Here is a 22,124-nt window from a genome sequence, read left to right on the forward strand (position 1 = left end):
CAGCTTACCTGTCAGGCGGCCATTCCGGCCAGCGCGGCGCCGTGTCGGCTTGCAGCCAGGGCCGGTCATGGCTGGTCCAGATATGCTGGCTGGCCTGCTGTGCCGGGGCTTGGTCCAGCGTGGCCACGCGCAGGATCACATACGGGCTGCCCTCGCGCTCGGCCAGCAGATGGCTGCCACACTGGCGGCAGAAATGGCGCAGCTTGCCGGGCGAGGACAAAAAACTGCCCAACTGGTCCACCCCGCGCAGCCAGCGAAAATGCTGGCGCAGCACCCCGGCCGTTGGCACAAAGGGCGCGGCATGGGCTTTCTGGCAAGTGTGGCAATGACAATGGCTGATGGGCAGATCCAGTTGATCCACTTCATACGTGATGGCACCGCACAGACAACCGCCTAGCATGGCACATCCTCCAGCAGGGTGATTTCCACCCGCTCCTTGCCCTTGCCGATATTCTTGCGTTTGAGCGCAATGCGGCCCACCTCGCCGGTGCGGCGCAAGTGCGTGCCCCCGCAAGGCACCCGGCAGTAGCCGGGGACTTCCCAGTAGCGGCGCTCGGCTTCCAGGTCGGAGAAGGCACTGACAATCTCGCTGTCAGCATCAATCAGGCCCTGCACCTTGGCGCTGATGGCGGGCAGATGCGGGGTGATGGGTTCGGCCAGGGCAAAGTCGATGCGCGCCTTGTCCGCCGCAATGTGCGCGCCAATTTTTTCCACCCCGGCAACGTCGCGGTAAATGGTTTCCAGCGTCAGTTCGGCGGCAAAGTGCAAGCGCATCAGCCGGTAGCGCCGCGGCCAGTCTATCTGCACCTTTACCGTGTCTCCGGCCGACAGGCCATGCTCCGGCGGCAGGGTGTACACAATGTCCGCAGCCTGTGTTTCCGCCTGCACGACAGGCCAGCCAGCAATGGTGCCGGCATCGCTTTCCTGTCCGCCACTGAAGGCATAGAAGATGGTGTCCTGCAGCCATAACTGCTGGCCGTCCACCCGCGCCACCGTGGTGGTGAGCGTGGTCTGGTAGGGATCAGTCCAGAACAGTTTGCCGCTCATAGCAGACGCGCCAGGTAGTCGACCAGGCTCATCGGGTAGCTGAAGGGCTGGCCCAGCAGTTGCTGGTACACAGCGCGGTACTCGGCGTGCTTGGGCTGCAATACCAGCGCCTGGGTGAGCGACTGCACCGCCGCGCGCGAATCGCCCAGTTGCAACTGGGACATGGCCAGGATGAACCAGGCTTCATGAATGCGGAAATTCAGCGACAGCGCCTGACGGGCCAGCAAGGCGGCCTCGGCATAGCGCTCGGCCTGGAAAGCAGCCCCCAGCGGGCCGACGCTGCCTTCCAGTGCGGGCAGCGTGGCTTGCTTGCTCAGTACCAGGGTGTGGCCATTGCCGACATTGCTGTCGGTCTCTTCCTGCGCTTCCAGCAGCCAGCAGCAACCCAGGTCCTGCTGGTTAAACCAGTTGAGCGCATCGAACAGGCCTTGCAGGGTGAACACATGGTAGTGCATGCGCCAGGACAAGGCGGGAGCCAGCGATTGCGGGGTCACCCGCTGGCAAAAGGCATCCACATGAGCTTGCAGGCCGGTAAGCGGGCGTAGGCTGTCCTCCACCATCGCATCGCGCTTGGGCACGATCATGAAGCTGATGCCGCCGGGGCGCAGCACCCGCCCCCATTCCAGCCAGGCGCTGAACATGTCCGGCAGATGCTCCAGCACATGCGAGCTGGCCACATAGTCCAGCTCTCCCGCAGCAAACGGCAGCGCGGTGGCTTCGGCCACCACGTCCACCTTGGCCACGCCCTTGCCATAGCGCTCTTGTTCGGCGGCGTACACCTGGTAGTCGATCAGGTCGCGCGCATCCAGAAAATCCACCCCGTCGCAGGGTGCCACACTGATGCAGTCGGCCGGGGCCAGCGGATTGTGCGCGCCGCGTCCCAGCTCCACGCCCCTGCCTTGCAGCCATTGCTGTGCCAGTTCCATCTTTTATCCTTGTTCCACTGTGGCCTGTCGCTGGTAAACCTGCTGATCCAGCTTTTCCATCATGCGCTCCGGCTTGCTGAGCGGGGTAAAACCGTATTGCGCGTAAAGACCATGGGCATCCGCCGTGGCCAGCAGCATGCGTCGCAGCCCCTGCAAGCCCGGATAGGCCATGATATAGGCCAGCAAGGCCTTGCTGATGCCGCGCCCGCGCCAGTCCGGCAGCACGAAGACATCGGCCAGATAGGCAACAGTGGCCTGATCGGTAATCACGCGGGCAAATCCCACCTGCTGCCCGGCCACGTAGACGCCAAAGCATAATGATCCGGCCAGCGAACGCTCGAAAATAGCGCGCGGCAGGCCGGCAGCCCAATAGGACTCGCCGCTGAGATAGGCATAAATCATGTCGCGATCCAGCCTGGCCGGATCACAGTCAAACGCCAGCGTCAGGTCGGTCTGCATTGGCGCTACTCCTGTCAATGCCGCCAGCAGTGGCAGCGGTGGTGGAAAGACAAAGCACATATGCACGGGCCAGCGACGCCTGCGACAGCGTCCCGCGCCATGCTGTTGGCAAGTGTCGACTGCCTGCCGCCCAGGGTCAACGGCTATGCTGCATCTGGTGCTCGTCGCGGCAGCGGCTGGCCATCTGGCGCAAACCGCCACCGGGCAAGGCGCGGCAACTGTTTGTCAGGCATGCGGCAGGGCGCAAAAAAACCCGGCTTAGCCGGGCTGTGCTGATGAGTGGAACTCAGGCGGCCACGCGCTTCTGTGCCCGCAACTGTAGCAGGCCACCAGCCGAATACAGCAACAAGGCCAGCCAGATCAGGCTGAAACCGAACAGCTTGCCGCTATCGAAGGGCTCACCAAACAGCAGCACACCCAGCGCCAGCTGAATGGTGGGGCCGATGTACTGGATCAGGCCCACCGTGGCCAGCTTCAGCCGTCGCGCGCCGGCGGCAAACAGCAACAGCGGGATGGCAGTCACCACGCCGGCACCCACCAGCAGCACATCCAGCGACAGGGCCTGATGCAGGAAAGCACCCTGGCCCTGCCACTGAAACCAACCCAGCGCCAGCAAGGCCAGCGGTGCCATCAGGAAGGTTTCCAGCGCCAGTCCCTCCAGCGAGGCCAGCGGTGCTTTCTTGCGCAGCAGGCCGTACAGGCCGAAGGTGGCCGCCAGCGACAGGGCAATCAGCGGCAAGGTGCCGGTACACCAGGTAATCCAGGCCACACCGGCCGCAGCCAGGGCCACCGCCGTGCGCTGGATGGGCGTGAGCTTTTCCGCCAGGAACACACGCCCCAGCAACACATTGAACAGCGGGTTGATGAAATAACCCAGGCTGGCTTCCACCACATGACCGGCATTCACCGCCCAGATGTAAATCAGCCAGTTCAGCGACAGCATCAGCGAGGACAAGCCGAAGATGGCCAGCTTTTGCGGCTGGCGCACTGCCTCGCCCAGCCAGGCCCAGTTGTGGCGCACGGTGAGGATGCCGGCCACAAACACGGCAGACCAGACAATGCGGTGACAGAGAATCTGCAAGGCCGGTACCTGATGCAGCGGTTTCCAGTACAAGGGAAACAGGCCCCAGATGACGAAGGCAATAAACGCAAACAGGACACCACGGGTGGCATCCTGGCGGGACAAGGCGGAAGACATGACGGGCTCGATACGGAGAGATTCAAGATGAGAGCTTAACTGCTTGGCCGCAATGAAGAAACCGCCGCCACCATAACACCCTGTTCTGCCAGACAAACAATCGCATGCCACCAGCAGGCCAGCACATGCTGCACTGGCACAATCGCCGCAGTCTGCCCAACTGTCCGTCAATACCTTTGACGTTGACGTAAACGTAAGCTACAGTCCGCCACATAAAGCCCCTGCCACTGCGCCTGCCAAAAGGCTGCTCTCTGGCAGCAAAACGGCCTACAACATAATGAAAGGCGGGTGCTTTCTTGCCGGAAAACCCGCCCCCGCCACAAGCGAGAACAAGCCGCAGGCCGTACCGGCCACCTTACCGGGCAGGACCTGAGCGGCAGGAGGAGAAACCATGTCGATCCGTCATGTTGATCTGGAAGAAAAATACACCGCCGCCACCGGCCAGGTGCTGATGACAGGCATCCAGGCGCTGGTTCGCCTGCCCATGCTGCAACAGCAACTGGACCGTGCCGCCGGGCTGAATACCGCGGGCTATGTCACTGGCTATCGTGGCTCGCCCTTGGGCAATGTCGACCAGACCATGCAGAAGGCCGAGCCCTACCTCAAGCAACACAATGTGGTGTTTCATCCCGGCCTGAACGAAGACCTGGCCGCCACCGCGGTGTGGGGTACGCAGCAGGTGAATATGTTCGAGGGAGCCAAGTACGATGGCGTGTACGCCATGTGGTACGGCAAGGGCCCCGGCGTAGACCGCTCCGGCGACGTGATCAAGCACGGCAATGTGGCCGGCACCAGTGCCAAGGGCGGCGTGCTGCTGGTGGCCGGTGACGACCACGCGGCCAAGTCCTCCACCTTTCCGCACCAGTCCGACCACATCCTGGCCGCCAGCATGATTCCGGTACTGTCCCCGTCCGGCGTGCAGGAAGTCATCGATTTTGGCCTGCACGGCTGGGCGATGAGCCGCTACTCCGGCTGCTGGGTTTCCATCAAGGCCATTTCCGACACCATCGAAAGCTCGGCGGTAGTGGACATTTCGCCGGAACGTTTCAACTTTGTCATTCCGCAGGACTTCCCCATTCCGGAAGGCGGCCTGTCCATCCGCTGGCCGGACCCGCCGCTGGTGCAGGAAAAACGCGTGCTGCACCACCGCCTGTATGCCGCGCTGGCTTATGCCCGCGCCAACAAGCTCAACCACATCACGCTGGATTCGCCCAAACCACGTCTGGGCATCATCACCTGTGGCAAGAGCTATCTGGACGTGATGCAGGCACTGGACGACCTGGGCATCGACGAAGCCCTGGCCGCCGACATCGGCCTGCGCATCTTCAAGGTGGGCATGGTGTGGCCGCTGGAACCGGAAGGCGTGCGCCATTTTGCCGAAGGGCTGGATGAAATCCTGGTGGTGGAAGAAAAACGCCAGATCATCGAATACCAGTTGAAGGAACAGCTATACAACTGGCGTGATGACGTGCGCCCGCGCGTAGTGGGCAAGTTTGCCGAAAAAGGCGAATGGGCGCTGCCGCATGGCGACTGGCTGCTGCCCGCTGCCGGCGAGCTGACTCCGGCCATGATTGCCCGCGCCATTGCCAGCCGCCTGGCGCTGATCTTCGACAGCCCGGTGATTCACGACCGGCTGAAGTTCTACGACGAAAAAGAAGCCCAACTGGTGAAACCGCGCGAAGCCATTGCCCGCGTGCCGCATTACTGCTCCGGCTGTCCGCACAACACCAGCACCCGCGTGCCGGAAGGCAGCCGCGCCGTGGCCGGCATCGGCTGTCACTACATGGCACACTGGATTGAAGGCGACAGCACCAAAACCTTCACCCAGATGGGTGGCGAGGGCATTACCTGGGTCGGCCAGGCACCGTTCACCAACACCAAACACATTTTCACCAACCTGGGTGACGGCACCTACTTCCACTCCGGCCTGCTGGCCATCCGCGCCGCAGTGGCGGCCAAGGTCAACATTACCTACAAGCTGCTGTACAACGACGCAGTAGCCATGACCGGCGGCCAGCATGTGGATGGTTATCTGGACGTGCCGATGATTACCCGCCAGCTGGCAGCCGAAGGCGTCAAGCGCATCGTCATCACCAGTGACGACCCGGACAAATACCAGAGCGTGCAAGGCCTGGCTCCCGGTGTGGACGTGTTCCACCGCCGCGAACTGGACCGCCTGCAAAAAGAGCTGCGTGAAACCGAAGGCACCACCGTGCTGATTCACGACCAGACCTGCGCCGCAGAAAAACGCCGCCGTCGCAAACGCGGTGAATTCCCCGACCCGGCCAAGCGCGCCTTCATCAACGAAAAAGTGTGCGAAGGCTGTGGCGACTGCAGCAAGAAATCCGGCTGCCTGTCGGTGCTGCCGGTGGAAACGGCACTGGGCCGCAAACGCAAGATCGACCAGTCCAGTTGCAACAAGGACTACTCCTGTGTGGAAGGTTTCTGCCCCAGCTTTGTCACCGTCGAGGGCGGCACGCTGAAAAAGCAAAGCGGTGCCAGCGCCACGCTGGAAGCCATGCCCGCCCTGCCCGCACCACAGATTCCGGCCCTGCACGAGCCGTTCAGCATCATGATTACCGGCGTGGGCGGCACCGGTGTGGTCACCATCGGCCAGGTACTGGGCATGGCCGCTTATCTGGACCACAAGGGTGTCACCGTGCTGGACATGGCCGGCCTGGCGCAAAAAGGCGGCTCGGTGTGGTCGCACGTGCGCATTGCCAACAGCCAGCAGCAACTGCACGCCGTGCGCATTGCCGCCGGTGATGCCAACCTGGTGCTGGGTTGCGACCTGGTGGTCACCGCCGCGGAAGAAGCGCTGGCCAAGATGCGCGAAGGCTTCAGCCACGCCATCGTCAACAGCTACGAATCCCCTACCAGTGCCTTCCTGAAAAACCCGGACGTGCGCTTCCCCAGCCGCGCCATGAAGGATGCGGTGATCGAATCGGTCGGTGCTGGCCGCTTCTGGGAAGTCAACGCCACCCGCCTGGCCACCGCGCTGATGGGCGATGCCATTGCCAGCAATATGTTCATGCTGGGTTATGCCTGGCAGAAGGGTTTGGTGCCGGTCAGCGAAGAAGCGCTGATGGAAGCCATCCGCCTGAACGGCGCTGCGGTGAAGTTCAACCAGCAGGCCTTTATCTGGGGCCGTCACGCCGCCCACGATCCGGGCCGGGTAGAAGCACTGACCAACCCTTCATCCGTGGTGCAGTTTGTTCCACGTGAAACGCTGGATGGCGTACTGCATCACCGCGCCAAGGAGCTGCGCCACTACCAGAACCAGGCGCTGGCCGAGCGTTACAAAGCGCTGGTGGGCAAGGTACAGGCAGCGGAACAGGCACTGAACCCGGCCAGCAGCAGCCTGTCGCTGGCGGTGGCCCGTGCCTACTACCATGTGCTGGCCTACAAGGACGAGTACGAAGTGGCCCGCCTGTATACCGACGGCGACTTCCTGCGCGAGCTTGCCAGCCAGTTCGACGGTGATTACCAGCTGCGTTTCCATATTGGTGCCAGTTGGGTCACCGGTGGCGTGGCCAAGAAAATCGCCTTCGGCCCCTGGCTGTTCAAGGGCATGAAGTTGCTGGCCAAGCTGCGCTTCCTGCGCGGCACCGCGCTGGACCCGTTTGGCTGGCAGTCCGACCGCAAACTGGAACGCCAGCTGATTACCGAGTTCGAGCAGCTGGTTAACGGCCTGCTGTCTGGGCTCACACTGGACAATCTGGCAACGGCTACCGAGCTGGTGAAGCTATACGAAGGCGTGCGTGGCTTTGGTCATGTCAAGGAAGCGGCCTATCGTCAGGCCAGTGACAAACAGAAAACCTTGCTGGAGCAGTTTCGCCAGCAGGCCGGCAAACGCAAGGTAGCCTGATGGATTGGTGAGTGTTGTCGCAGTAAAGAGAGGGTGGTTCAGGCGCGGATGACATCATCCGCGCCCTTTTTTTGATCAGAAAATCCCGGTTCTGGTGAATGGCTGCACTGTTTCAAGGCAGGCCGCTGCGGGCGATAAACGCGCTGCGCCATCAGGACAGCATCAGGCTCAGGCGGCGCGCCTCATCCAGCGCCTGGTCCACACCATTGTATTCATCCTGCCAGACCCAGATGCCATGGACCGCATCCAGCGCCTCCACCAGCCACAGCCGGCCATTGCTGCCCAGTGCCACCTGACGGGCACGTACCGGGCGACGGTAGTTGAACATGACGATTTCACTGGTTTTTTGCACAGCGGGGGTATGCTTGCGCGGGCTTGAAAAGAAGGGCATGGCGAAACCTCCTGTTGGGCGATATGCCACTTCCTTCAGAGCAATCCCCGTGCCAGCCTTGTGCAATGCATCATGAAATTGCGATCAAACCGCTTGCGAGTTTTGACGGCAGCACGGCTGCGGCTTAGCATGGCCGCATCCCTCCACTGGAAGCTGCCGCATGGAAAACCGCAAACTTGCCGTTCTGATTGATGCCGACAATGCCCAGGCCAGCCTCACCGCCGAATTGCTGGCCGAGGTGGCCAAGTACGGCACCGCCATCGTCAAGCGCGCCTATGGCGACTGGACCACATCCCAGCTCAAAAGCTGGAAAGAGGTATTGCATAAGCATGCCATCCATCCCATCCAGCAATTTGCTTACACCAGTGGCAAGAACTCCACCGACTCGGCCCTCATCATCGACGCCATGGACTTGCTGTACACCGGCAACTTCGATGGCTTCTGTCTGGTGTCGTCCGATAGCGATTTCACCCGGCTGGCCACCCGCCTGCGTGAAGGCGGGCTGACCGTCATCGGCATCGGCGAAAAATCCAAAACGCCACGGCCCTTCATTGCCGCCTGCGACAAGTTTGTATTTACCGAAATCCTGCGCCCGGAAAAAGCACAGGAAGAAACCGGCAGCAACGACAAACCCAAAACGCGCAGCACCCGCCAGAGCAAGAGCAAACCGGCGGCGCCCAAGGAAGTCCACCCGCTGCAGGCCATGTTCACCTCGGCCATCGACGCGGTGGCGCGCGAAAGCGGCTGGGCCGAACTATCCGCGGTCGGCTCTTATATTGCCAAGAACGACCCCTCGTTCGACCCGCGTAATTACGGCCATTCCCGGCTATCGCAAATGGTGAAGAAACTGGACTTTCTCACGGTGCAGGAGCAACGCAACGGCTCCAAGCTGCACAGTGAAATCCGCCTGAAAGAGGCAGAGGGCGGCGAAACCCAACCGGTGGCCGTCAACAGTCCGGCCCCCGCCTGCGTGGCAGAAGCGCCGCTTGCCGCCAGCCCCAGCACGCCACGCAAGAAACGTACCCCGCGCAAGAAAGCCGACAGCCCGGTGGCCAAGGGCTGATCCCTGCCGATTCACTGCGCGCCAGGGCGCTGCGCATAACCGATTGCAACAGGAGAAAACATGCAGATTCGTGATGCCAAACTGGAAGACCTCGCCGTTATTCTGGATATCTACAACGAGGTGATTGCCACCTCCACCGCCATCTACAATGATGACCCGCTCAATCCGGGCGAATTTGCCGTCTGGTTCCAGGACCGGCTGGCAGCAGGCTACCCGGTGCTGGTGGCAGAAGATCAGGGCGCGATTCTGGGCTTTTCCAGCTTTGGCGATTTCCGCCCGCGCCCCGGTTTTCGCTTTACCGTGGAGCACAGCGTACACCTGACACCGGCAGCGCGCGGCAAGGGCATTGGCAGCGCGCTGGTCAGCGCCCTGTTTCCGCGGGCGCAGGCGCTGGGCAAGCACACCATGCTGGGTGCGGTGGATGCCGCCAATGAAGGCTCGATCCGCTTTCACGAGAAACTGGGCTTCATCAAGGTGGGCGTGCTGCCGCAGGTGGGCTTCAAGTTTGGCCGCTGGCTGGACCTGGTCTACATGCAGAAATTCATCGACGACAGCAACAGCGAAGGCCCGGCCAACGCCTGATACAGCCAGACGGGTGGCAAGGATGGCCGGCCCCTCCCCCTCCGCACACCATTGCCGCAGGCAAAGAAAAACGCCGCAGTCTCCTGCGGCGTTTTCTGTTCTGCTACTGCGCTGTTGAAACAGCGTCCGTTCTTGAAGTTCTCTATTCTCTTCCTCTGCACGACTTAGCGCACGACTGCAACAATATCCTTACTGAACACCTTTTCGCAATACTTGCATTTCATTTTGATGTCCTTGGCGTGCGCACGCACGGAGAAAAAGCTCTTCACCGGTTCGGCATGTGAAATGCAGTTGGAGTTGGGGCAGGCAAAAATGCCTTCAATGCTTTCCGGCAGTTCCAGCTTGTGCTTCTTCACCACTTCGAAGTTGTCGATCACATTCACCGTGGCCTTGGGCGCAAACAGGGCCAGTTCGTTGGCCTGCTCTTCGGTCAGCGCCACGTTTTCCACCTTGATGATGTCCTTGGCCCCCATGTGGCGCGAGGACAGGTTCAGGCCCACGGTAATGCGCTCGCCGGTTTCGGCCAGCTTGAACAGACGCAGGATGTTGACGCCCTGCCCGGCCGGGATGTGGTCGATGACGGTGCCTTGCTTCAGGGCTTCGACGGTACGGGTGTATTGCATGATGTTTCCTTCCCTGATTTAGACGGTTTCGTTCAATACCAGCGACAACAGTGCCTGACGGGCAAACACACCGTTCCTGGCCTGCTCGAAGTAATAGGCATGCGGGGTGGCATCCACATCCACGGTGATTTCATCCACGCGCGGCAGCGGGTGCATCACCTTCATATTGGTGCGTGCGCTCTTGAGCATGTCGGCACGCAGCACAAACTGGCCCTGGATTTTCTTGAACTCGGCTTCGTCAAAGCGCTCACGCTGCACGCGGGTCATGTACATGATGTCCACCAGCGGAATCACATCGTCCAGGCTGTCCACCAGGGTGTATTCAATGCCCTTCTCGTCCAGCTCTTCGCAGATGTAGTCCGGCATGGCCAATTGCTCTGGCGCGACAAAGTAGAAACGCGCGCCAAACAGCGACAGTGCCTGGGTGAGCGAATGCACGGTGCGGCCGTATTTGAGGTCGCCGACAAAGGCGATGGTGAGGTTTTCCAGCGTGCCCTGGGTTTCACGGATGGTGAACAGGTCCAGCAGGGTTTGCGTGGGGTGCTGGTTGGAGCCGTCGCCACCGTTGATCACCGGTACGCTGGAGAACTCGCTGGCCAGCCGCGCCGCGCCTTCCTTGGGGTGGCGCATCACCACGGCATCGGCATAGGAGCTGATGATCTTGATGGAGTCGGCCAGGGTTTCACCCTTCTTGGCACTGGTATTGCCACCGTCGGCAAAGCCGATGATGTCGCCACCCAGGCGCTGTACCGCGGTTTCGAACGACAGGCGGGTGCGGGTGGACGGCTCGAAGAAACAGCTACCCACCAGCTTGCCTTGCAGCAGGTCGTTGCGCGGGTGGCGTTTAAGCTTGCCCGCCGTTTCCACCACGAGCTCTAGCTCCTCTCGTGAAAAATCGGGGATGGAAATGATATGTTTCCGATAGAGCGGGTTTGCCATGATAGGGGTCCTTGGTTCTGCGAATGTTGTTTTGCCCATAAAAAAAAAAGCCCCTGAAAAATCAGGAGCTTTTTTTCTGGAATAGCCGGGGTTCGGGAACGGTCAGGCCTCGCAGCAACGCTTCAGCGCCACCGTGAGCGGTGGTGGTGAGGCGGGTGACAACAACTGCAAATGGCGACAAGACGGCTCCTCCGAACAAACCCCGAGATTCTAATCCCAAACCACCCGCCTTGATAAGAGCGGTGTCGCATTTTGCCAATTCCATGACCCCAACAGCACTGCCAGTGCCAGGCAGCCGCGCTCAGCTCAGCGGGCGCTGCCACCACATGCGCAAGCCCAGCAGCACATACATCAGCCCGCAGGCACGCTGCCCCCAGCCGGCTGGTATTGGCCTGGCCAGGCGGCAATACATTCGGCTCCCCAGCCATAACATGCCGCTCAGATACAGCAGATTGCACAGGCAAAACACCGCACCCAGTTGCAGGAAACCAGCCAATACCGGCTGTGGGGGAGACAGAAATTGCGGGAAAAATGCCATGAAAAACACCAAGGCCTTGGGATTGCCCACCGTTACCAGCCAGCTACGCCATAAGGCATGCGGGGCGGATCGTGATGATGTCACCGGCCTTGCCCCTGCCATCGGCCAGCAACGGCAGCCCAGCCAGATCAGATAGGCCGCACCACCGTAACGCAGCAGATCAAACCAGGCAGGATGGGCAGCCAGTAATGCGGCCATACCCAGTGCCGACAAGGCTATCAACAACATATCGCCCAGCATCAGGCCAAGTAAGGCCCAGGCGGCATGACGCCAGCCACCGCCACCGTAAGCACGCCATACGCTGAGTGTACCCGCGCCTGGTGTTACCACCAGCAGCATGGCTGCGGGCAAAAAAATGAAGCCAGTCCATGCCCGCCTCCTCTGCGCTGATTGAGAAACACCATCTTGCCTTGGCCACCAGATAAAACGCCACCCCGCAGGGTGGCGTTGTCGCATGGGGCGGCAATGGGCTACAGCTTGAAGTTGCTGACCAGGTTTTCCAGATTGGCCGACAGTTCGCGCAGTTGAGACACCGAATCGGACACCTGCTGCACCACATCGCTATTGCTCTGGGCCATGGCGCTGATGCGTTCCACGTTCTGGGCGATTTCCTGGCTGGCCGAGGACTGTTCGCGGGTAGAGGCGGCAATATCCACAATGCTGGCCACCAGGCCCTGGCTGCGGCCCAATACCGTGTTCATCGCCTCATTGGCCTCTGCTGCAATGGCCACGCTCAGATTGACCTGGTCACGGCTGTTTTTCACGTCCTCTACCGCATCACGTGTTTCGCTGCCAATGGCATTGACGATGCGGGTAATCTGCACCGTGGCCTCGGCAGTCCGGCCAGCCAGGTTGCGCACCTCGTCGGCCACCACCGCAAAGCCGCGTCCCATTTCACCGGCACGCGCCGCCTCGATGGCAGCATTAAGCGCCAGCAGATTGGTCTGATCGGCAATATCCTTGATCACCCGCACAATGGTGCTGACCTCTTCCGAACGCTCACCCAGGCCATTCATGCGCTCGGCCAGTGCCTGCATGCTGTTGGTCATGCGCTCGATTTCGCCGGTAATGCGCGTCACCGTGGCCACGCTTTGTGCGGTCAGTTCGCCAGTCTCCCGCGCGGTGTGTTCGGCTTCCTCGGCGGTATCGGCAATGTGATGCACGCTCACCGTCACCTGCTCCACCCCGGCTGCGGTGGCACTGGCGGCGTCGGACTGGCTGGAGGAGGCCTGCTGTACCTGAATGGCAGAATCCGCCAGGCTGGCAGCTGCCACGCTGACTTCATGGCTTTGCTGACGCACTTCGACAAACATGTCGCGCAGGCTACCAATGAAGCGGTTGAAGGCATCGGCAGTGCGGCCGATTTCGTCACGATTGGCAATCTGCATGCGCACGGTCAAGTCGCCACGTCCGGAGGCCAGTTGGTCCATGGTATCGGCCAACTGGTTGAGCGGCCGGGTCAGCGCCCGCACCACCGCAGTCAGCACCAGCAGAATCATCACCAGCGCCACCACCCCAATCAGGATGGCCGTCAGGCACTGTTTTTTCGCATCGGCGGTAATGGCCGCGGTGGGAATGGACACGCCAAGCGACCAGAACTGACCGGTATTTCCCACCTTCACCGGGCGGAAGAAATGGGTGAAGCCACTGTCTTCATAGATGAAGGATTCACCCTTCTTGATCTGCTCCAGATGCGATGAGAGTGCATCTTCCTTGGGCACCGGCTTGCCCAGCAGCTCGGTCTTGGCAGTAACCACATACAGTCCGCCCTCGGACACCATGCGCACATAGCCGGTGTCATTCAGGCGGATGGCCCCAAAGCGCTTTTGCAGCTGGTCCAGCGCCACATCGGTGGCGGATACGCCCAGCATCTTGCCGGAGGCATCCTTCATCACCACGGCCAGCGAGCTTTCCAGCACCATCTTGCCCTGTACTTCGTAAGGATAGGGCTCGGTAATGGTGTCACGGCCGCGCTGCTTGGGTACGTAGTAAAAATCACCCCAGCCGGTTTTTTCGTAGTCCGGCTGGTAGGTTTCCGGATGATCCTTGAACTTGGGGAATTCCTTCACCCGGTCGGCCGACATCATCACGTCCATCTGGGCCTTGCCCTGGGCATTCCTGGTGATATAGGGCTGGTAGCGTCCGGTCGGGTCATGTCGCGGCCAGTCCAGACGGAAGGCATTGTCGTTGCCATCGAAGGCATTCGGCTCCCACAACATCCACAGGCCGACCGATTGCGGTGCGGAGTCCAGCAGTTGCTGGATCATGTTGTCAACATGCTTGCGGTCAGGCGCACCAACCCGCTTGATGCCAAGGATGGCATCCGCCAGATGGTGCGGCAGGGTGAAACCCTTGTCGAAATCGCTTTCGGCATCCTTGGCATAGCTGCTGGCCTGCTCCGAGGCCAGCTTGTAGCCGACATCCACCGCAGCCGAATAGCTCTGCCAGGCAATCAGCCCAATCATCACGGCAAAACCCACCGCAATGGCTGCAGCAGCCACCACGATGATGCGCGTACTCAGATGACCCCATTTTTCCCTTGCCATTGCCATTTCCCCGCATGCTGTTTTTATGTAGGAGCCCAGCGCAAGCTGGCACTGGTTTGACACAAACGCTTTAACATATTGGGGGATATCGTTAAGCCACTGCCAGTTTCAAGCTCAATAAATATGCAAATAAACAAGCAGGGAAAACACCAACACAAAACATGACGATAAAATTATCTTATTTATAACAATAATTTAAGGTGCAGTGTTGGCTTCCAATTCTGTCAGCCACTGCATAGCATGACTGTTGCTTTCACCGCACATTTCGGCAGCAGGCTGCAGACCGGAGCAAACCGCAGGCCGGTCCGGGGGGCCAAACAACAGGCACAGGTTGTTTGCATCCAGCTGGATGCAACGGATGCCGGCGGGCTTGCCTTGGGGCATGCCCGGAATCGGAGAGGAAATGGAAGGTGCGATGCAACAGGCACCGCAGTGAAGGCGGCATTCCATGGTGTCAGGCCTGAAGGCAGCAGAAAAAGTGGGCCACCATACCACAAAGCGGACGCTGGCCAGTGCAGCTTGCCAGCCAAGGCTGCACAGATAATTTACAATAAATCATTTGGTTTTACCTCCAAGCCCATCAAAGCGTGCAGTGCTGTCTCACTGCCAATAAGTCAGAGCCCAAGTAATGATCAAGTGCATCGACGTGTCCGACCTCAAGGTTGGCATGTACATCCACGACCTGAATTGCGACTGGATGTCACATCCGTTTTTGCTGAAACGCTTTCTGGTCAAGGATGAAAGCGCCATTCACAAGATCGCCGATGCCGGCATCCACGAGGTATACATCGATACCGAAAAAGGCCTGGACCTACCCCATGCTCCCACTGTTTCCGAAGTCAAACACAAGCTGGAACAGGAAATCATCGACCTGGCCAGCCGTGAGGCCCCGGCGGAACGGCAGGTGGATGCGGCGGCGGAATTTGGCCGTGCCCAGCTGATTCACAATGAAGCCAACCTGATCGTGCGCAACATCCTGCAGGATGTGCGGCTGGGCAAGCAGGTGCAGTTGGAAATGGTGGAACCGTCGATCGAAAGAATGACCAGTTCCATCCTGCGCAATGGAGGGGCTTTGCTGTCGCTGTGCCGCATCAAGGACAAGGACAACTACACCTTCCAGCACTCGGTCAGCGTGGGTGCGCTGATGGTGAGCTTTTGCAAGGCCATGAACATGAGCCGCGAGGTGATTCACCATGCCGGCATCGGTGGCATGCTGCACGACATCGGCAAGATGAAGGTGCCGGACAGCATCCTCAACAAGCCGGGCAAGCTGACCGAGCAGGAATTCGCGGTGATGAAATGCCATGTGGTGGAAAGCAAGCAGATTCTGCTGGCCACCCAGGGCATCTCCGACACCGCGGTCAAGGTGGCCGCCCAGCATCACGAGCGCCACGATGGCAGTGGTTATCCGGAGGGGCTGAAAGGCGAGGAAATCTCGCAACTGGGCCAGATGGCGGCCATTGTCGATGTCTACGATGCGCTCACCTCGGACCGCTGCTATCACAAGGGCATGCCGCCGACCGATGCCCTGCGCAAGATTTTCGAGTGGTCCAAGTTCCACTTCAATCCGGTGCTGGTACAAGCCTTCATGCGCTGTATCGGCATCTACCCCATCGGCACCCTGGTCCGTCTGGAAAGCGGCAAGCTTGGGGTGGTGATCGAACAGAATGACAATAATCTGGTATCACCCAAGGTGAAGGTGTTCTTCAGCACCAAGAGCAATGCCTATATCCCGCCGGAAGTGGTGGATCTGTCGCGCGGCATGGGGGCTGGCGGTGGCGACAAGATTGTCAGCCACGAAGCGCCGGGCAAGTGGCGCATTGATCCGCTGCGTTTTCTCTGAATACAAAAAAGCCCTGAATCATCAGGGTATCAGGCTGCCAACAAGGTTCTGGTGCAAATGTACTGGACCCGGCAAAGCCGGGCCTTCCGACGGAGTGATTACTTCCGCAGCCTTCCCATCTGTTCCCTTTCCCCCCGCCCTTTCCCGGCCAATTGAAGAAGGGGTGCCTCGCTTTCTTTTCAGAAAGCGAGAAGTGTTTGTCAATCATCAGAAGCCCGGAATCATATTCAGCCCTGGCGCACCACCATTGCCTGCTCGGGAGCGGGAAAGTCGGCCGCGGCCAGTGTTTCGCGGATAAGGCGATTGCTGTCGAAATACACCTGCCAGTAATGCGCCGGCTGGCAGCAGGGACGAACCGCCAGCACCGGGCCAAGCGGGCTGAACTCCAGCAGATCCACCGTGATGGCCGGTTCTGCCAGCACATTGGGAATGGCGGCAATCTTGTCGCGCAGCAGCTGGATGGCCAGCACATGGTCGGCGCTGGCCGCCAACTGGGTTTTCAGATCCACCCGGCGGTAGCCGTTGGCGCTGAAATTCTGGATGTTGTCGGAAAAGATCTTGTTATTGCCGATCAGGGTCATCACATTGTCCGGCGTATCGATGATGGTGGAAAACAGTCCCACTTCCCGCACCGTACCGCTGATACCGGCCACACTCACCACATCCCCCACCTTGAAAGGACGCAACACCACCAGGAAGATGCCAGCGGCAAAATTGGCCAGCAGGCCACTCCAGGCCAGGCCGATGGCCACACCGGCAGCACCGATGATGGCGGCGAAGCTGGCGGTCTGTACGCCAAAAAAGCCCAGCATGGCAATCACCAGCACCACGGTGAGGCTGACGGACAGAAAGGAATGGGCATAGCGGCGCAAGGTGGGGTCCAGCTTGCGTGCCACCAGTTGTTCTTCCATCAGCCGGCCAGCCAGGCCGATAAACCAGCGCCCCACCACCCACAGCACAATGGCAGAAACAATATTGATGCCAGCCTGCACCGCCAGGTCGCTCCAGTGAGTCCAATTGATGTCTGTCATGATCACCCTATTTAAGCAGTTGGTAGAAAAAACTTAAAAATAGAATGAGTGCCGACAAAACGCCAGCCAGCACGGTCTGGCCGTGAGGATGGCTTATTGCAGCAGGCTGCGCAGTTGCTGGCAGGTATCACCGATACCGGCCTGTATGGTCAGGTCAAACACCCGGTCCATGCGGGTGGGGGTGTAATTGATCAGCGCGGTCATCACCCCGGCACGGGCGGCTTCCAGCGGAATGTGGTTGACCGGGGAAACCTCCAGCGATGAACCCAGTACCAGCAGCATGTCGGCGGACACGGCCACGTCAAAAGCATGCTCGATCAGCGGCACCGGCTCGCCGTACAGCACCACGTCCGGCTTGAGCACGTCCATGCAGTGGGTACACAGCGGCAGCACATGGTGATTGATGTATTCCAGTCCCTGCCGCCGCCCGCAGGACGGACAACTGGCGGTGCGCAAGGTGCCGTGCAGTTCGGAAACATGACGGCTGCCGGCCACGCCATGCAGGCCGTCGATATTCTGCGTCAGCACCGATACCTGCTTGCCGGTTTCTTCCAGCCAGGCCAGAAAGCGGTGTCCGGCATTGGGCTGGTAATTGCCCAGCAGCTTGGTGTGGAACAACTGCTTGAAGCTATGCCAGAAGGCTTCGGGGTCGGCACGAAAGTAATCGATGGACACCAGCTCTTCCAGTTGCAAGCCCTGCTGCCACAAACCCTTGGCCGAGCGGAAATCCGGAATGCCCGATTCGGTACTCATGCCGGCACCACTCAATACCGCGATGTGACCGGCCTGGCCGATGGCGGCGGCCAGCCGCATGATTTCCTGCTGCATCTGCTGTCTCCTGCACCTGCTTTTTATTGTTGCCAAGCTTAGACGAGCACAAGCTCGCGGCGCAAAAATCCAATGCAGCAAACTTGCCCGACATCAAGCCGCTGGTGCATCCACCGCCGGTGCCGGGTACTTGATGGCATTCTTTTGCAGTTTGTCGCGCACGGCGGCATTGATATCCAGCTTCAGCACGCTGGCCAGCCGCACCAGGTAGAGCAGCACATCGGCCACTTCTTCCTGCAAATGGGTGAAGCGGGCTGGGTCGTCTGCCAGTCGGGCCACCTCCTCATCAGTCAGCCACTGGAAGATTTCCGCCAGTTCGCCCACCTCCCCGGTCAGCGCCAGCATCAGGTTGCGCGGGGTGTGAAAGCGCTGCCAGTCGCGTTCATCGGCAAAGCGCTGCAAGGCGGCTTCCAGCGCAGCGGTTTCAATCAAAGGGGTTTCGGCGGCCATGGTGTTACTCCTGCAAGCACGGTTTCACGTGAAACCGGCTGACTGACATAAAGCAAAACGCCCGCAAGCGCGGGCGCAATGGATAGTCTGACAACGGTTCAGCGCAGCAGGCCTTCATCCTTCAAAGCCGCCTGCACTGCCGGCAAGGCCTGCACGCGCTGCATGAAGGCGCTGATGGCCGGGAAGTCTTCCAGCGAACGATGCACCATGTGCGCCCAGTTCAGGCAGGTAAACAGGTAGGCATCGGCCACGCTGAAGTCCTCCCCCAGCAGATAAGGCGTTTGTGCCAGTTGGGCCTCAAGCACGCCAAAGCGGCCACGCAGCTTGTCCCAGGCGGCATTCTTCACCTCATCGCTAGCCGGGTAGAACAAGGGGGAGAAACTCTTGTGAATCTCGGTAGCAATGTAGTTAAGCCACTCTTGCAGCCGGTAGCGTGCCAGCGTGCCATTGGCCGGTGCCAGCTTGCGCTCGGGAACCTGATCAGCCAGATACTGCACGATGGCCACGCCCTCGCTCAGCACCGTACCGTCTTCCAGTTGCAGGGCCGGAACATAGCCCTTGGGACTGATGCTGGCAAACTCCACCCCACTGGCGGTCAGATGCGGATTCACCCGCAGATTGACCTTCTCCACCGTAAACGGCAGGCCGCTGGCATGCAGCACAATATGCGGTGACAGGGAGCAGGCTCCCGGCGAGTAGTAGAGTTTCATCACATCTCCTGTTCGGATAAACAGCAACTGCAGCAGGCCGGTACCAGAGCAGCACCGGATTCATCCCCATGAACTGGGGCAAGACCCTGGCAATTTCAAGCCGGCAAAGCAAATTCAGCGCGGCTTCGGCACAAACAGCCGTGGCCGTTCATCCTTGGCGGCCGGTCGCTGTGGCCGGGTTTTCATTTCGACAAACAAGGCTTCCACCTGGCTGCGCGCCCACGGCGTGCGGCGTAAAAACACCAGGCTGGACTTGATGCTGGGCTCATGATTGAAACAGCGGATGGCAATGCGTCGGCCCAGCTCCGGCCAGCCAAAATGTTCCACCAGCGCTTGCAGAATCTTTTCCAGCGTCATGCCGTGCATCGGGTCGGCGGACTGTTTTTCACTCATGCCTATCATCCTGTTGTGGACAGCAAACACGCTGCTGCCAAATAAACCGACGCAGTGTAGCCCTGCCTGCGACAAACAGCCAGCAGACTGCCTGCTTGACATGATTTTGCATGTTTCATCATTGCTAACAATTGACGCATCACCGGCAATACTTGGCTGACATCTGTCTTTGATACTGCACTCATCCCCTTTTACCTGCATGAGGAAAAACATCATGAAACTGATCAAATCGCTGTTGATTGTCGGCCTCCTGGGCGGCGCAGCCGCTAGCACCGTCCATGCCATGGGCAAGGGTGATGATTGTCCGATGGGTGGTAAGGGCATGGCCGCACATATGTGGCAGATGGACCCGGCCAAGCGTCAGGCCATGATGGAACAACACCTGCGCATGCTGCATGACCGGCTGAAAATCCAGCCGGCACAGGAAGCCGCGTGGAAAAGCTATGTCGATGCGCTGAAGCCTGGTGCCATGCCAGCCATGCCTGCGGTCAAACCGGATGCCACCCTGCCCGAACAACTGGATGGCCGCATCAAGATGATGCAACAGCATCTGGACATGATGCAGCAACATGCTGCCGCCACCAAAGCGCTGTACCAGAAGCTGAGTCCGGAACAGCAAAAACTGTTCGACCAGGAAGCACAACACATGCGTGAAGGCATGCAAGGCCGTATGCCGCACCGCCATCCGGCTTCGGCACCGCTGCCGCAAAACTGATGCGGCATAAAGCCATCAATGTCTTGCACCCCGGCCAGCGCCGCATCTGGTCGGGTGCGTGAGGAAACTGACATGACATCGCTTACCCGCCTGGCAGGCATGGCAGTTCTGGCCGTCAGCGCTCTGACAGGCATGCAGGCTGCCCAGGCCCACCCACCAGGCTTCTTTCCGGGGCCGCCGCATTACGCACACTGGCACGACGGCTACTGGCACCATGGCTACTACCATGGCCGCCTTGGCTGGTGGTGGGTGGCTGGCGGTGCCTGGTACTGGTACAACGCCCCGGTATACCCCTACCCGGATCCGCTGAACCCGCCGGTGGTGGTCGCTGCACCCGTGGTGGTCACACCTGCTGCGCCCGCCCCGGTGGAAGAAGCAGCCAGCCCGCCGCCGGCCCAGGTCTGGTACTACTGCAAGGCGGTCAAGCAGTACTACCCCTATGTCAGTGAATGTCCGGGCGGCTGGAAAACCGTGCCGGCACAGCCGCCGAAATAGCACAGGACTCATCATCATGAACAAGTTGTCATGGTTGCCATTGGCCGCCATCGGCCTGAGCGCATGCAGCACGGTCCCCCTCGGCCCCACGGTTGCGGTGATGCCGGCTGCGGGCAAACCATTCGAGGTATTTGCCCAGGAAGAACAGCAATGCCGCCAGTATGCAGAGGCAAGCAGCGGTGGCAGCAGTGCCGATGCCTCCACCAGTGCCATGGCCGGCAATATGGCGCTGGGCACGGTTGTCGGGGCTGCCGCAGGAGCACTGATGGGTGGCCATCAGGGTGCCGGTGTCGGCGCAGGCGCGGGCCTGATTGCCGGCACGGCAGCCGGTAGCGGTGAAGCACGCTACAGCGGCCACGATGCCCAGTATCGCTATAACCTGGCTTACAGCCAGTGCATGTATGCCAAGGGCAATCAGGTTCCCGGTCAGCAGCGCTACAGCTCGCCTTACTATCCACCACCACGCCTGCCTTAAGCTGGCAGTAAAAGACAAAGGGGCTGGTCTGTCAGACCAGCCCCCGTCGCATTTCACACCGGCTCAGCGCATCAGCGGCTGAACCACTTGTCGCCAAAGTTCACCAGCAATACGCCCGCCACCACCAGCGCCGCGCCCGCCAGCCGCGGCAGGTTGATGTCGCGCAGCGGCATGGCCAGCCAGCCAAAGCGGTCGAACAGCAAGGACGCGCACACCTGCCCGGCGATGATCAGCGACAGCATCGCCGCCACGCCCAGCCGGGGTGCCAGCAAGGTGGTGCCGAACACGAAAAATGCGCCCAGCAGGCCGCCGATGAACATCCACCACTCACCGCGAACCAGTTGGCTCAAGCCGCTGAATTTCTGGCCGCTGAACACAGCCAGCAAGGCCAGGCTGATGGTGCCGACCGCAAAGGAAATCATCGCCGCCAGCACGGTGCTGCCGCCCAGCAACAGCTTGAGCTGGTTGTTGACCGCGGCCTGCAAGGGCACCACCACACCGATGGCAAAGGCCACCAGGGCAAAAACCGGATTCATGTTTGTCCTTTGCTTGGAATTGCAGGCGGTTTCACGTGAAACCGCCGCCACATCAGCCAGATAGCTTCACCGCCTGTACCAGGCGGGCGGCCTTGGGATTGCGGGTATAGGCGCAAAAGCCCGGCTTGGGGCCCACTTTGGGATGGTTACGACAGGTATTGGGCCGCCGCTCGTAAATGGTACACAGCCGGGTTTGCTGGTCCAGATACTGGCAGTCGCCATTGGCGCGCCGCGCCAGAGTGAAAATGCCGTGCTTGAAATTGAAATGCTGGATCACCCGCTGCTTTTCCAGCCGCTTGGCAATGTTCTTGATCGGCTCTTCCAGCTCGAATTCGTCCACCACGCCCATGCGCACCAGATCCGGCAGCCGTACTTCCACCGGCATCGAACAGCAACTGCCCATGCAGTCGCTGCACAGGCCGTTCTTGTACTTGATCCAGGTTTCCAGTCTTTCGATATCCGCCATCT

The 22,124-nt window shown here is 60.2% G+C and carries 25 protein-coding genes; 7 read left to right on the forward strand and 18 right to left on the reverse strand.

Annotated elements, in window-relative coordinates; all coding sequences use genetic code 11:
- Positions 1 to 4: 4 nt before the first annotated feature.
- The 5 genes from DLM_RS19755 to rarD all read right to left on the reverse strand — a co-directional run bounded on the left by DLM_RS19755 (position 5) and on the right by rarD (position 3,630).
- Positions 5 to 400 (reverse strand): GFA family protein, encoded by a 396-nt coding sequence (locus tag DLM_RS19755; RefSeq protein WP_089082417.1) that lies wholly within the window; start codon positions 398 to 400, stop codon positions 5 to 7.
- Positions 394 to 1,047: an alanyl-tRNA editing protein gene (locus tag DLM_RS19760; RefSeq protein ID WP_089082418.1), complete on the reverse strand. Its 654-nt coding sequence runs from the start codon at positions 1,045 to 1,047 to the stop codon at positions 394 to 396. Before DLM_RS19760 ends, DLM_RS19755 begins: the two co-directional genes overlap by 7 nt.
- Entirely contained in the window at positions 1,044 to 1,973 is a 930-nt protein-coding gene (locus DLM_RS19765; RefSeq protein ID WP_089082419.1) for a methyltransferase domain-containing protein, read from the reverse strand. The genes DLM_RS19760 and DLM_RS19765 overlap by 4 nt, the downstream gene beginning before the upstream one ends.
- Before the next feature lie 3 nt (positions 1,974 to 1,976).
- Entirely contained in the window at positions 1,977 to 2,432 is a 456-nt protein-coding gene (locus tag DLM_RS19770; RefSeq protein ID WP_089082420.1) for a GNAT family N-acetyltransferase, read from the reverse strand.
- A gap of 286 nt (positions 2,433 to 2,718) precedes the next feature.
- On the reverse strand, positions 2,719 to 3,630 hold the full coding sequence (gene rarD / locus DLM_RS19775; RefSeq protein WP_089082421.1) for an EamA family transporter RarD: 912 nt from the start codon (positions 3,628 to 3,630) through the stop codon (positions 2,719 to 2,721).
- Between the two features lie 391 nt (positions 3,631 to 4,021).
- Between rarD and DLM_RS19780 the strand changes: the two genes are divergently transcribed.
- Positions 4,022 to 7,498 (forward strand): indolepyruvate ferredoxin oxidoreductase family protein, encoded by a 3,477-nt coding sequence (locus DLM_RS19780; RefSeq protein WP_089082422.1) that lies wholly within the window; start codon positions 4,022 to 4,024, stop codon positions 7,496 to 7,498.
- A 151-nt stretch (positions 7,499 to 7,649) separates the two neighbouring features.
- Here DLM_RS19780 and DLM_RS19785 read toward each other — a convergent pair whose 3' ends face one another.
- Complete coding sequence (locus tag DLM_RS19785; protein ID WP_089082423.1) at positions 7,650 to 7,889, reverse strand: hypothetical protein; 240 nt, start codon at positions 7,887 to 7,889, stop codon at positions 7,650 to 7,652.
- 160 nt (positions 7,890 to 8,049) lie between these two features.
- Here DLM_RS19785 and DLM_RS19790 point away from each other — a divergent pair, with 160 nt between their 5' ends.
- Together DLM_RS19790 and DLM_RS19795 are read left to right on the forward strand one after the other, a co-directional pair.
- A complete protein-coding gene (locus DLM_RS19790; protein WP_089082424.1) occupies positions 8,050 to 8,952 on the forward strand; it encodes an NYN domain-containing protein in 903 nt (300 codons plus the stop codon).
- A gap of 60 nt (positions 8,953 to 9,012) precedes the next feature.
- A complete protein-coding gene (locus DLM_RS19795; protein ID WP_089082425.1) occupies positions 9,013 to 9,534 on the forward strand; it encodes a GNAT family N-acetyltransferase in 522 nt (173 codons plus the stop codon).
- A 164-nt stretch (positions 9,535 to 9,698) separates the two neighbouring features.
- Here the strand turns inward: DLM_RS19795 and pyrI are convergent, their stop codons facing one another.
- The 5 genes from pyrI to DLM_RS19820 form a co-directional block, all read right to left on the reverse strand.
- Positions 9,699 to 10,157 (reverse strand): aspartate carbamoyltransferase regulatory subunit, encoded by a 459-nt coding sequence (pyrI, locus tag DLM_RS19800; RefSeq protein WP_089082426.1) that lies wholly within the window; start codon positions 10,155 to 10,157, stop codon positions 9,699 to 9,701.
- Positions 10,158 to 10,175: 18 nt separating this feature from the next.
- Positions 10,176 to 11,096 carry an aspartate carbamoyltransferase gene (pyrB, locus tag DLM_RS19805; protein WP_089082427.1) on the reverse strand — a complete coding sequence of 307 codons (921 nt, stop codon included), beginning with the start codon at positions 11,094 to 11,096 and terminating at the stop codon, positions 10,176 to 10,178.
- Positions 11,097 to 11,397: 301 nt separating this feature from the next.
- Positions 11,398 to 11,973, reverse strand: coding sequence for a LysE family translocator (locus DLM_RS19810; protein WP_167467174.1), 576 nt, complete (start codon positions 11,971 to 11,973; stop codon positions 11,398 to 11,400).
- 131 nt (positions 11,974 to 12,104) lie between these two features.
- Entirely contained in the window at positions 12,105 to 14,180 is a 2,076-nt protein-coding gene (locus DLM_RS19815; protein ID WP_231959915.1) for a methyl-accepting chemotaxis protein, read from the reverse strand.
- A gap of 195 nt (positions 14,181 to 14,375) precedes the next feature.
- On the reverse strand, positions 14,376 to 14,630 hold the full coding sequence (locus DLM_RS19820) for a YkgJ family cysteine cluster protein (protein ID WP_089082430.1): 255 nt from the start codon (positions 14,628 to 14,630) through the stop codon (positions 14,376 to 14,378).
- Between the two features lie 178 nt (positions 14,631 to 14,808).
- Here DLM_RS19820 and DLM_RS19825 point away from each other — a divergent pair, with 178 nt between their 5' ends.
- Entirely contained in the window at positions 14,809 to 16,023 is a 1,215-nt protein-coding gene (locus DLM_RS19825; RefSeq protein ID WP_089082431.1) for an HD-GYP domain-containing protein, read from the forward strand.
- 227 nt (positions 16,024 to 16,250) lie between these two features.
- Here DLM_RS19825 and DLM_RS19830 read toward each other — a convergent pair whose 3' ends face one another.
- From DLM_RS19830 to DLM_RS19850, 5 genes are all read right to left on the reverse strand, one after another.
- Positions 16,251 to 17,054 (reverse strand): mechanosensitive ion channel family protein, encoded by an 804-nt coding sequence (locus tag DLM_RS19830; RefSeq protein ID WP_089082432.1) that lies wholly within the window; start codon positions 17,052 to 17,054, stop codon positions 16,251 to 16,253.
- 93 nt (positions 17,055 to 17,147) lie between these two features.
- On the reverse strand, positions 17,148 to 17,882 hold the full coding sequence (locus tag DLM_RS19835; RefSeq protein WP_089082433.1) for an NAD-dependent protein deacylase: 735 nt from the start codon (positions 17,880 to 17,882) through the stop codon (positions 17,148 to 17,150).
- 93 nt (positions 17,883 to 17,975) lie between these two features.
- Complete coding sequence (locus DLM_RS19840; protein ID WP_089082434.1) at positions 17,976 to 18,332, reverse strand: nucleotide pyrophosphohydrolase; 357 nt, start codon at positions 18,330 to 18,332, stop codon at positions 17,976 to 17,978.
- Positions 18,333 to 18,430: 98 nt separating this feature from the next.
- Entirely contained in the window at positions 18,431 to 19,042 is a 612-nt protein-coding gene (gstA, locus tag DLM_RS19845; protein WP_089082435.1) for a glutathione transferase GstA, read from the reverse strand.
- 114 nt (positions 19,043 to 19,156) lie between these two features.
- The gene (locus DLM_RS19850) at positions 19,157 to 19,435 is read right to left on the reverse strand and encodes a VF530 family DNA-binding protein (protein WP_089082436.1); all 279 of its coding nucleotides are present in this window, start codon (positions 19,433 to 19,435) and stop codon (positions 19,157 to 19,159) included.
- Positions 19,436 to 19,649: 214 nt separating this feature from the next.
- On the opposite strand from DLM_RS19850, the gene DLM_RS19855 reads away from it, so the two are divergent.
- The 3 genes from DLM_RS19855 to DLM_RS23450 all read left to right on the forward strand — a co-directional run bounded on the left by DLM_RS19855 (position 19,650) and on the right by DLM_RS23450 (position 21,120).
- Complete coding sequence (locus DLM_RS19855; RefSeq protein WP_167467175.1) at positions 19,650 to 20,150, forward strand: Spy/CpxP family protein refolding chaperone; 501 nt, start codon at positions 19,650 to 19,652, stop codon at positions 20,148 to 20,150.
- 72 nt (positions 20,151 to 20,222) lie between these two features.
- The gene (locus tag DLM_RS19860) at positions 20,223 to 20,645 is read left to right on the forward strand and encodes a hypothetical protein (RefSeq protein WP_089082438.1); all 423 of its coding nucleotides are present in this window, start codon (positions 20,223 to 20,225) and stop codon (positions 20,643 to 20,645) included.
- A 16-nt stretch (positions 20,646 to 20,661) separates the two neighbouring features.
- The gene (locus DLM_RS23450) at positions 20,662 to 21,120 is read left to right on the forward strand and encodes a glycine zipper family protein (protein WP_089082439.1); all 459 of its coding nucleotides are present in this window, start codon (positions 20,662 to 20,664) and stop codon (positions 21,118 to 21,120) included.
- Between the two features lie 71 nt (positions 21,121 to 21,191).
- Here the strand turns inward: DLM_RS23450 and DLM_RS19870 are convergent, their stop codons facing one another.
- A complete protein-coding gene (locus tag DLM_RS19870) occupies positions 21,192 to 21,656 on the reverse strand; it encodes a DMT family transporter (RefSeq protein WP_089082440.1) in 465 nt (154 codons plus the stop codon).
- Between the two features lie 52 nt (positions 21,657 to 21,708).
- Positions 21,709 to 22,122, reverse strand: a complete 414-nt coding sequence (locus DLM_RS19875) for a YkgJ family cysteine cluster protein (RefSeq protein WP_089082441.1) — start codon at positions 22,120 to 22,122, stop codon at positions 21,709 to 21,711.
- Between the last annotated feature and the right edge of the window lie 2 nt (positions 22,123 to 22,124).

It is taken from the genome of Aquitalea magnusonii, from assembly GCF_002217795.2.
Classification (GTDB): Bacteria; Pseudomonadota; Gammaproteobacteria; order Burkholderiales; family Chromobacteriaceae; genus Aquitalea; species Aquitalea magnusonii_B.

Coding starts and splice junctions, on each gene's coding strand:
- DLM_RS19755 (WP_089082417.1), bottom strand. CDS start 400: ATGCTAGGCGGTTGTCTGTGCGGTGCCATCACGTATGAAGTGGATCAA.
- DLM_RS19760 (WP_089082418.1), bottom strand. CDS start 1,047: ATGAGCGGCAAACTGTTCTGGACTGATCCCTACCAGACCACGCTCACC.
- DLM_RS19765 (WP_089082419.1), bottom strand. CDS start 1,973: ATGGAACTGGCACAGCAATGGCTGCAAGGCAGGGGCGTGGAGCTGGGA.
- DLM_RS19770 (WP_089082420.1), bottom strand. CDS start 2,432: ATGCAGACCGACCTGACGCTGGCGTTTGACTGTGATCCGGCCAGGCTG.
- rarD (WP_089082421.1), bottom strand. CDS start 3,630: ATGTCTTCCGCCTTGTCCCGCCAGGATGCCACCCGTGGTGTCCTGTTT.
- DLM_RS19780 (WP_089082422.1), top strand. CDS start 4,022: ATGTCGATCCGTCATGTTGATCTGGAAGAAAAATACACCGCCGCCACC.
- DLM_RS19785 (WP_089082423.1), bottom strand. CDS start 7,889: ATGCCCTTCTTTTCAAGCCCGCGCAAGCATACCCCCGCTGTGCAAAAA.
- DLM_RS19790 (WP_089082424.1), top strand. CDS start 8,050: ATGGAAAACCGCAAACTTGCCGTTCTGATTGATGCCGACAATGCCCAG.
- DLM_RS19795 (WP_089082425.1), top strand. CDS start 9,013: ATGCAGATTCGTGATGCCAAACTGGAAGACCTCGCCGTTATTCTGGAT.
- pyrI (WP_089082426.1), bottom strand. CDS start 10,157: ATGCAATACACCCGTACCGTCGAAGCCCTGAAGCAAGGCACCGTCATC.
- pyrB (WP_089082427.1), bottom strand. CDS start 11,096: ATGGCAAACCCGCTCTATCGGAAACATATCATTTCCATCCCCGATTTT.
- DLM_RS19810 (WP_167467174.1), bottom strand. CDS start 11,973: ATGCTGCTGGTGGTAACACCAGGCGCGGGTACACTCAGCGTATGGCGT.
- DLM_RS19815 (WP_231959915.1), bottom strand. CDS start 14,180: ATGGCAAGGGAAAAATGGGGTCATCTGAGTACGCGCATCATCGTGGTG.
- DLM_RS19820 (WP_089082430.1), bottom strand. CDS start 14,630: ATGGAATGCCGCCTTCACTGCGGTGCCTGTTGCATCGCACCTTCCATT.
- DLM_RS19825 (WP_089082431.1), top strand. CDS start 14,809: ATGATCAAGTGCATCGACGTGTCCGACCTCAAGGTTGGCATGTACATC.
- DLM_RS19830 (WP_089082432.1), bottom strand. CDS start 17,054: ATGACAGACATCAATTGGACTCACTGGAGCGACCTGGCGGTGCAGGCT.
- DLM_RS19835 (WP_089082433.1), bottom strand. CDS start 17,882: ATGCAGCAGGAAATCATGCGGCTGGCCGCCGCCATCGGCCAGGCCGGT.
- DLM_RS19840 (WP_089082434.1), bottom strand. CDS start 18,332: ATGGCCGCCGAAACCCCTTTGATTGAAACCGCTGCGCTGGAAGCCGCC.
- gstA (WP_089082435.1), bottom strand. CDS start 19,042: ATGAAACTCTACTACTCGCCGGGAGCCTGCTCCCTGTCACCGCATATT.
- DLM_RS19850 (WP_089082436.1), bottom strand. CDS start 19,435: ATGAGTGAAAAACAGTCCGCCGACCCGATGCACGGCATGACGCTGGAA.
- DLM_RS19855 (WP_167467175.1), top strand. CDS start 19,650: ATGAAACTGATCAAATCGCTGTTGATTGTCGGCCTCCTGGGCGGCGCA.
- DLM_RS19860 (WP_089082438.1), top strand. CDS start 20,223: ATGACATCGCTTACCCGCCTGGCAGGCATGGCAGTTCTGGCCGTCAGC.
- DLM_RS23450 (WP_089082439.1), top strand. CDS start 20,662: ATGAACAAGTTGTCATGGTTGCCATTGGCCGCCATCGGCCTGAGCGCA.
- DLM_RS19870 (WP_089082440.1), bottom strand. CDS start 21,656: ATGAATCCGGTTTTTGCCCTGGTGGCCTTTGCCATCGGTGTGGTGGTG.
- DLM_RS19875 (WP_089082441.1), bottom strand. CDS start 22,122: ATGGCGGATATCGAAAGACTGGAAACCTGGATCAAGTACAAGAACGGC.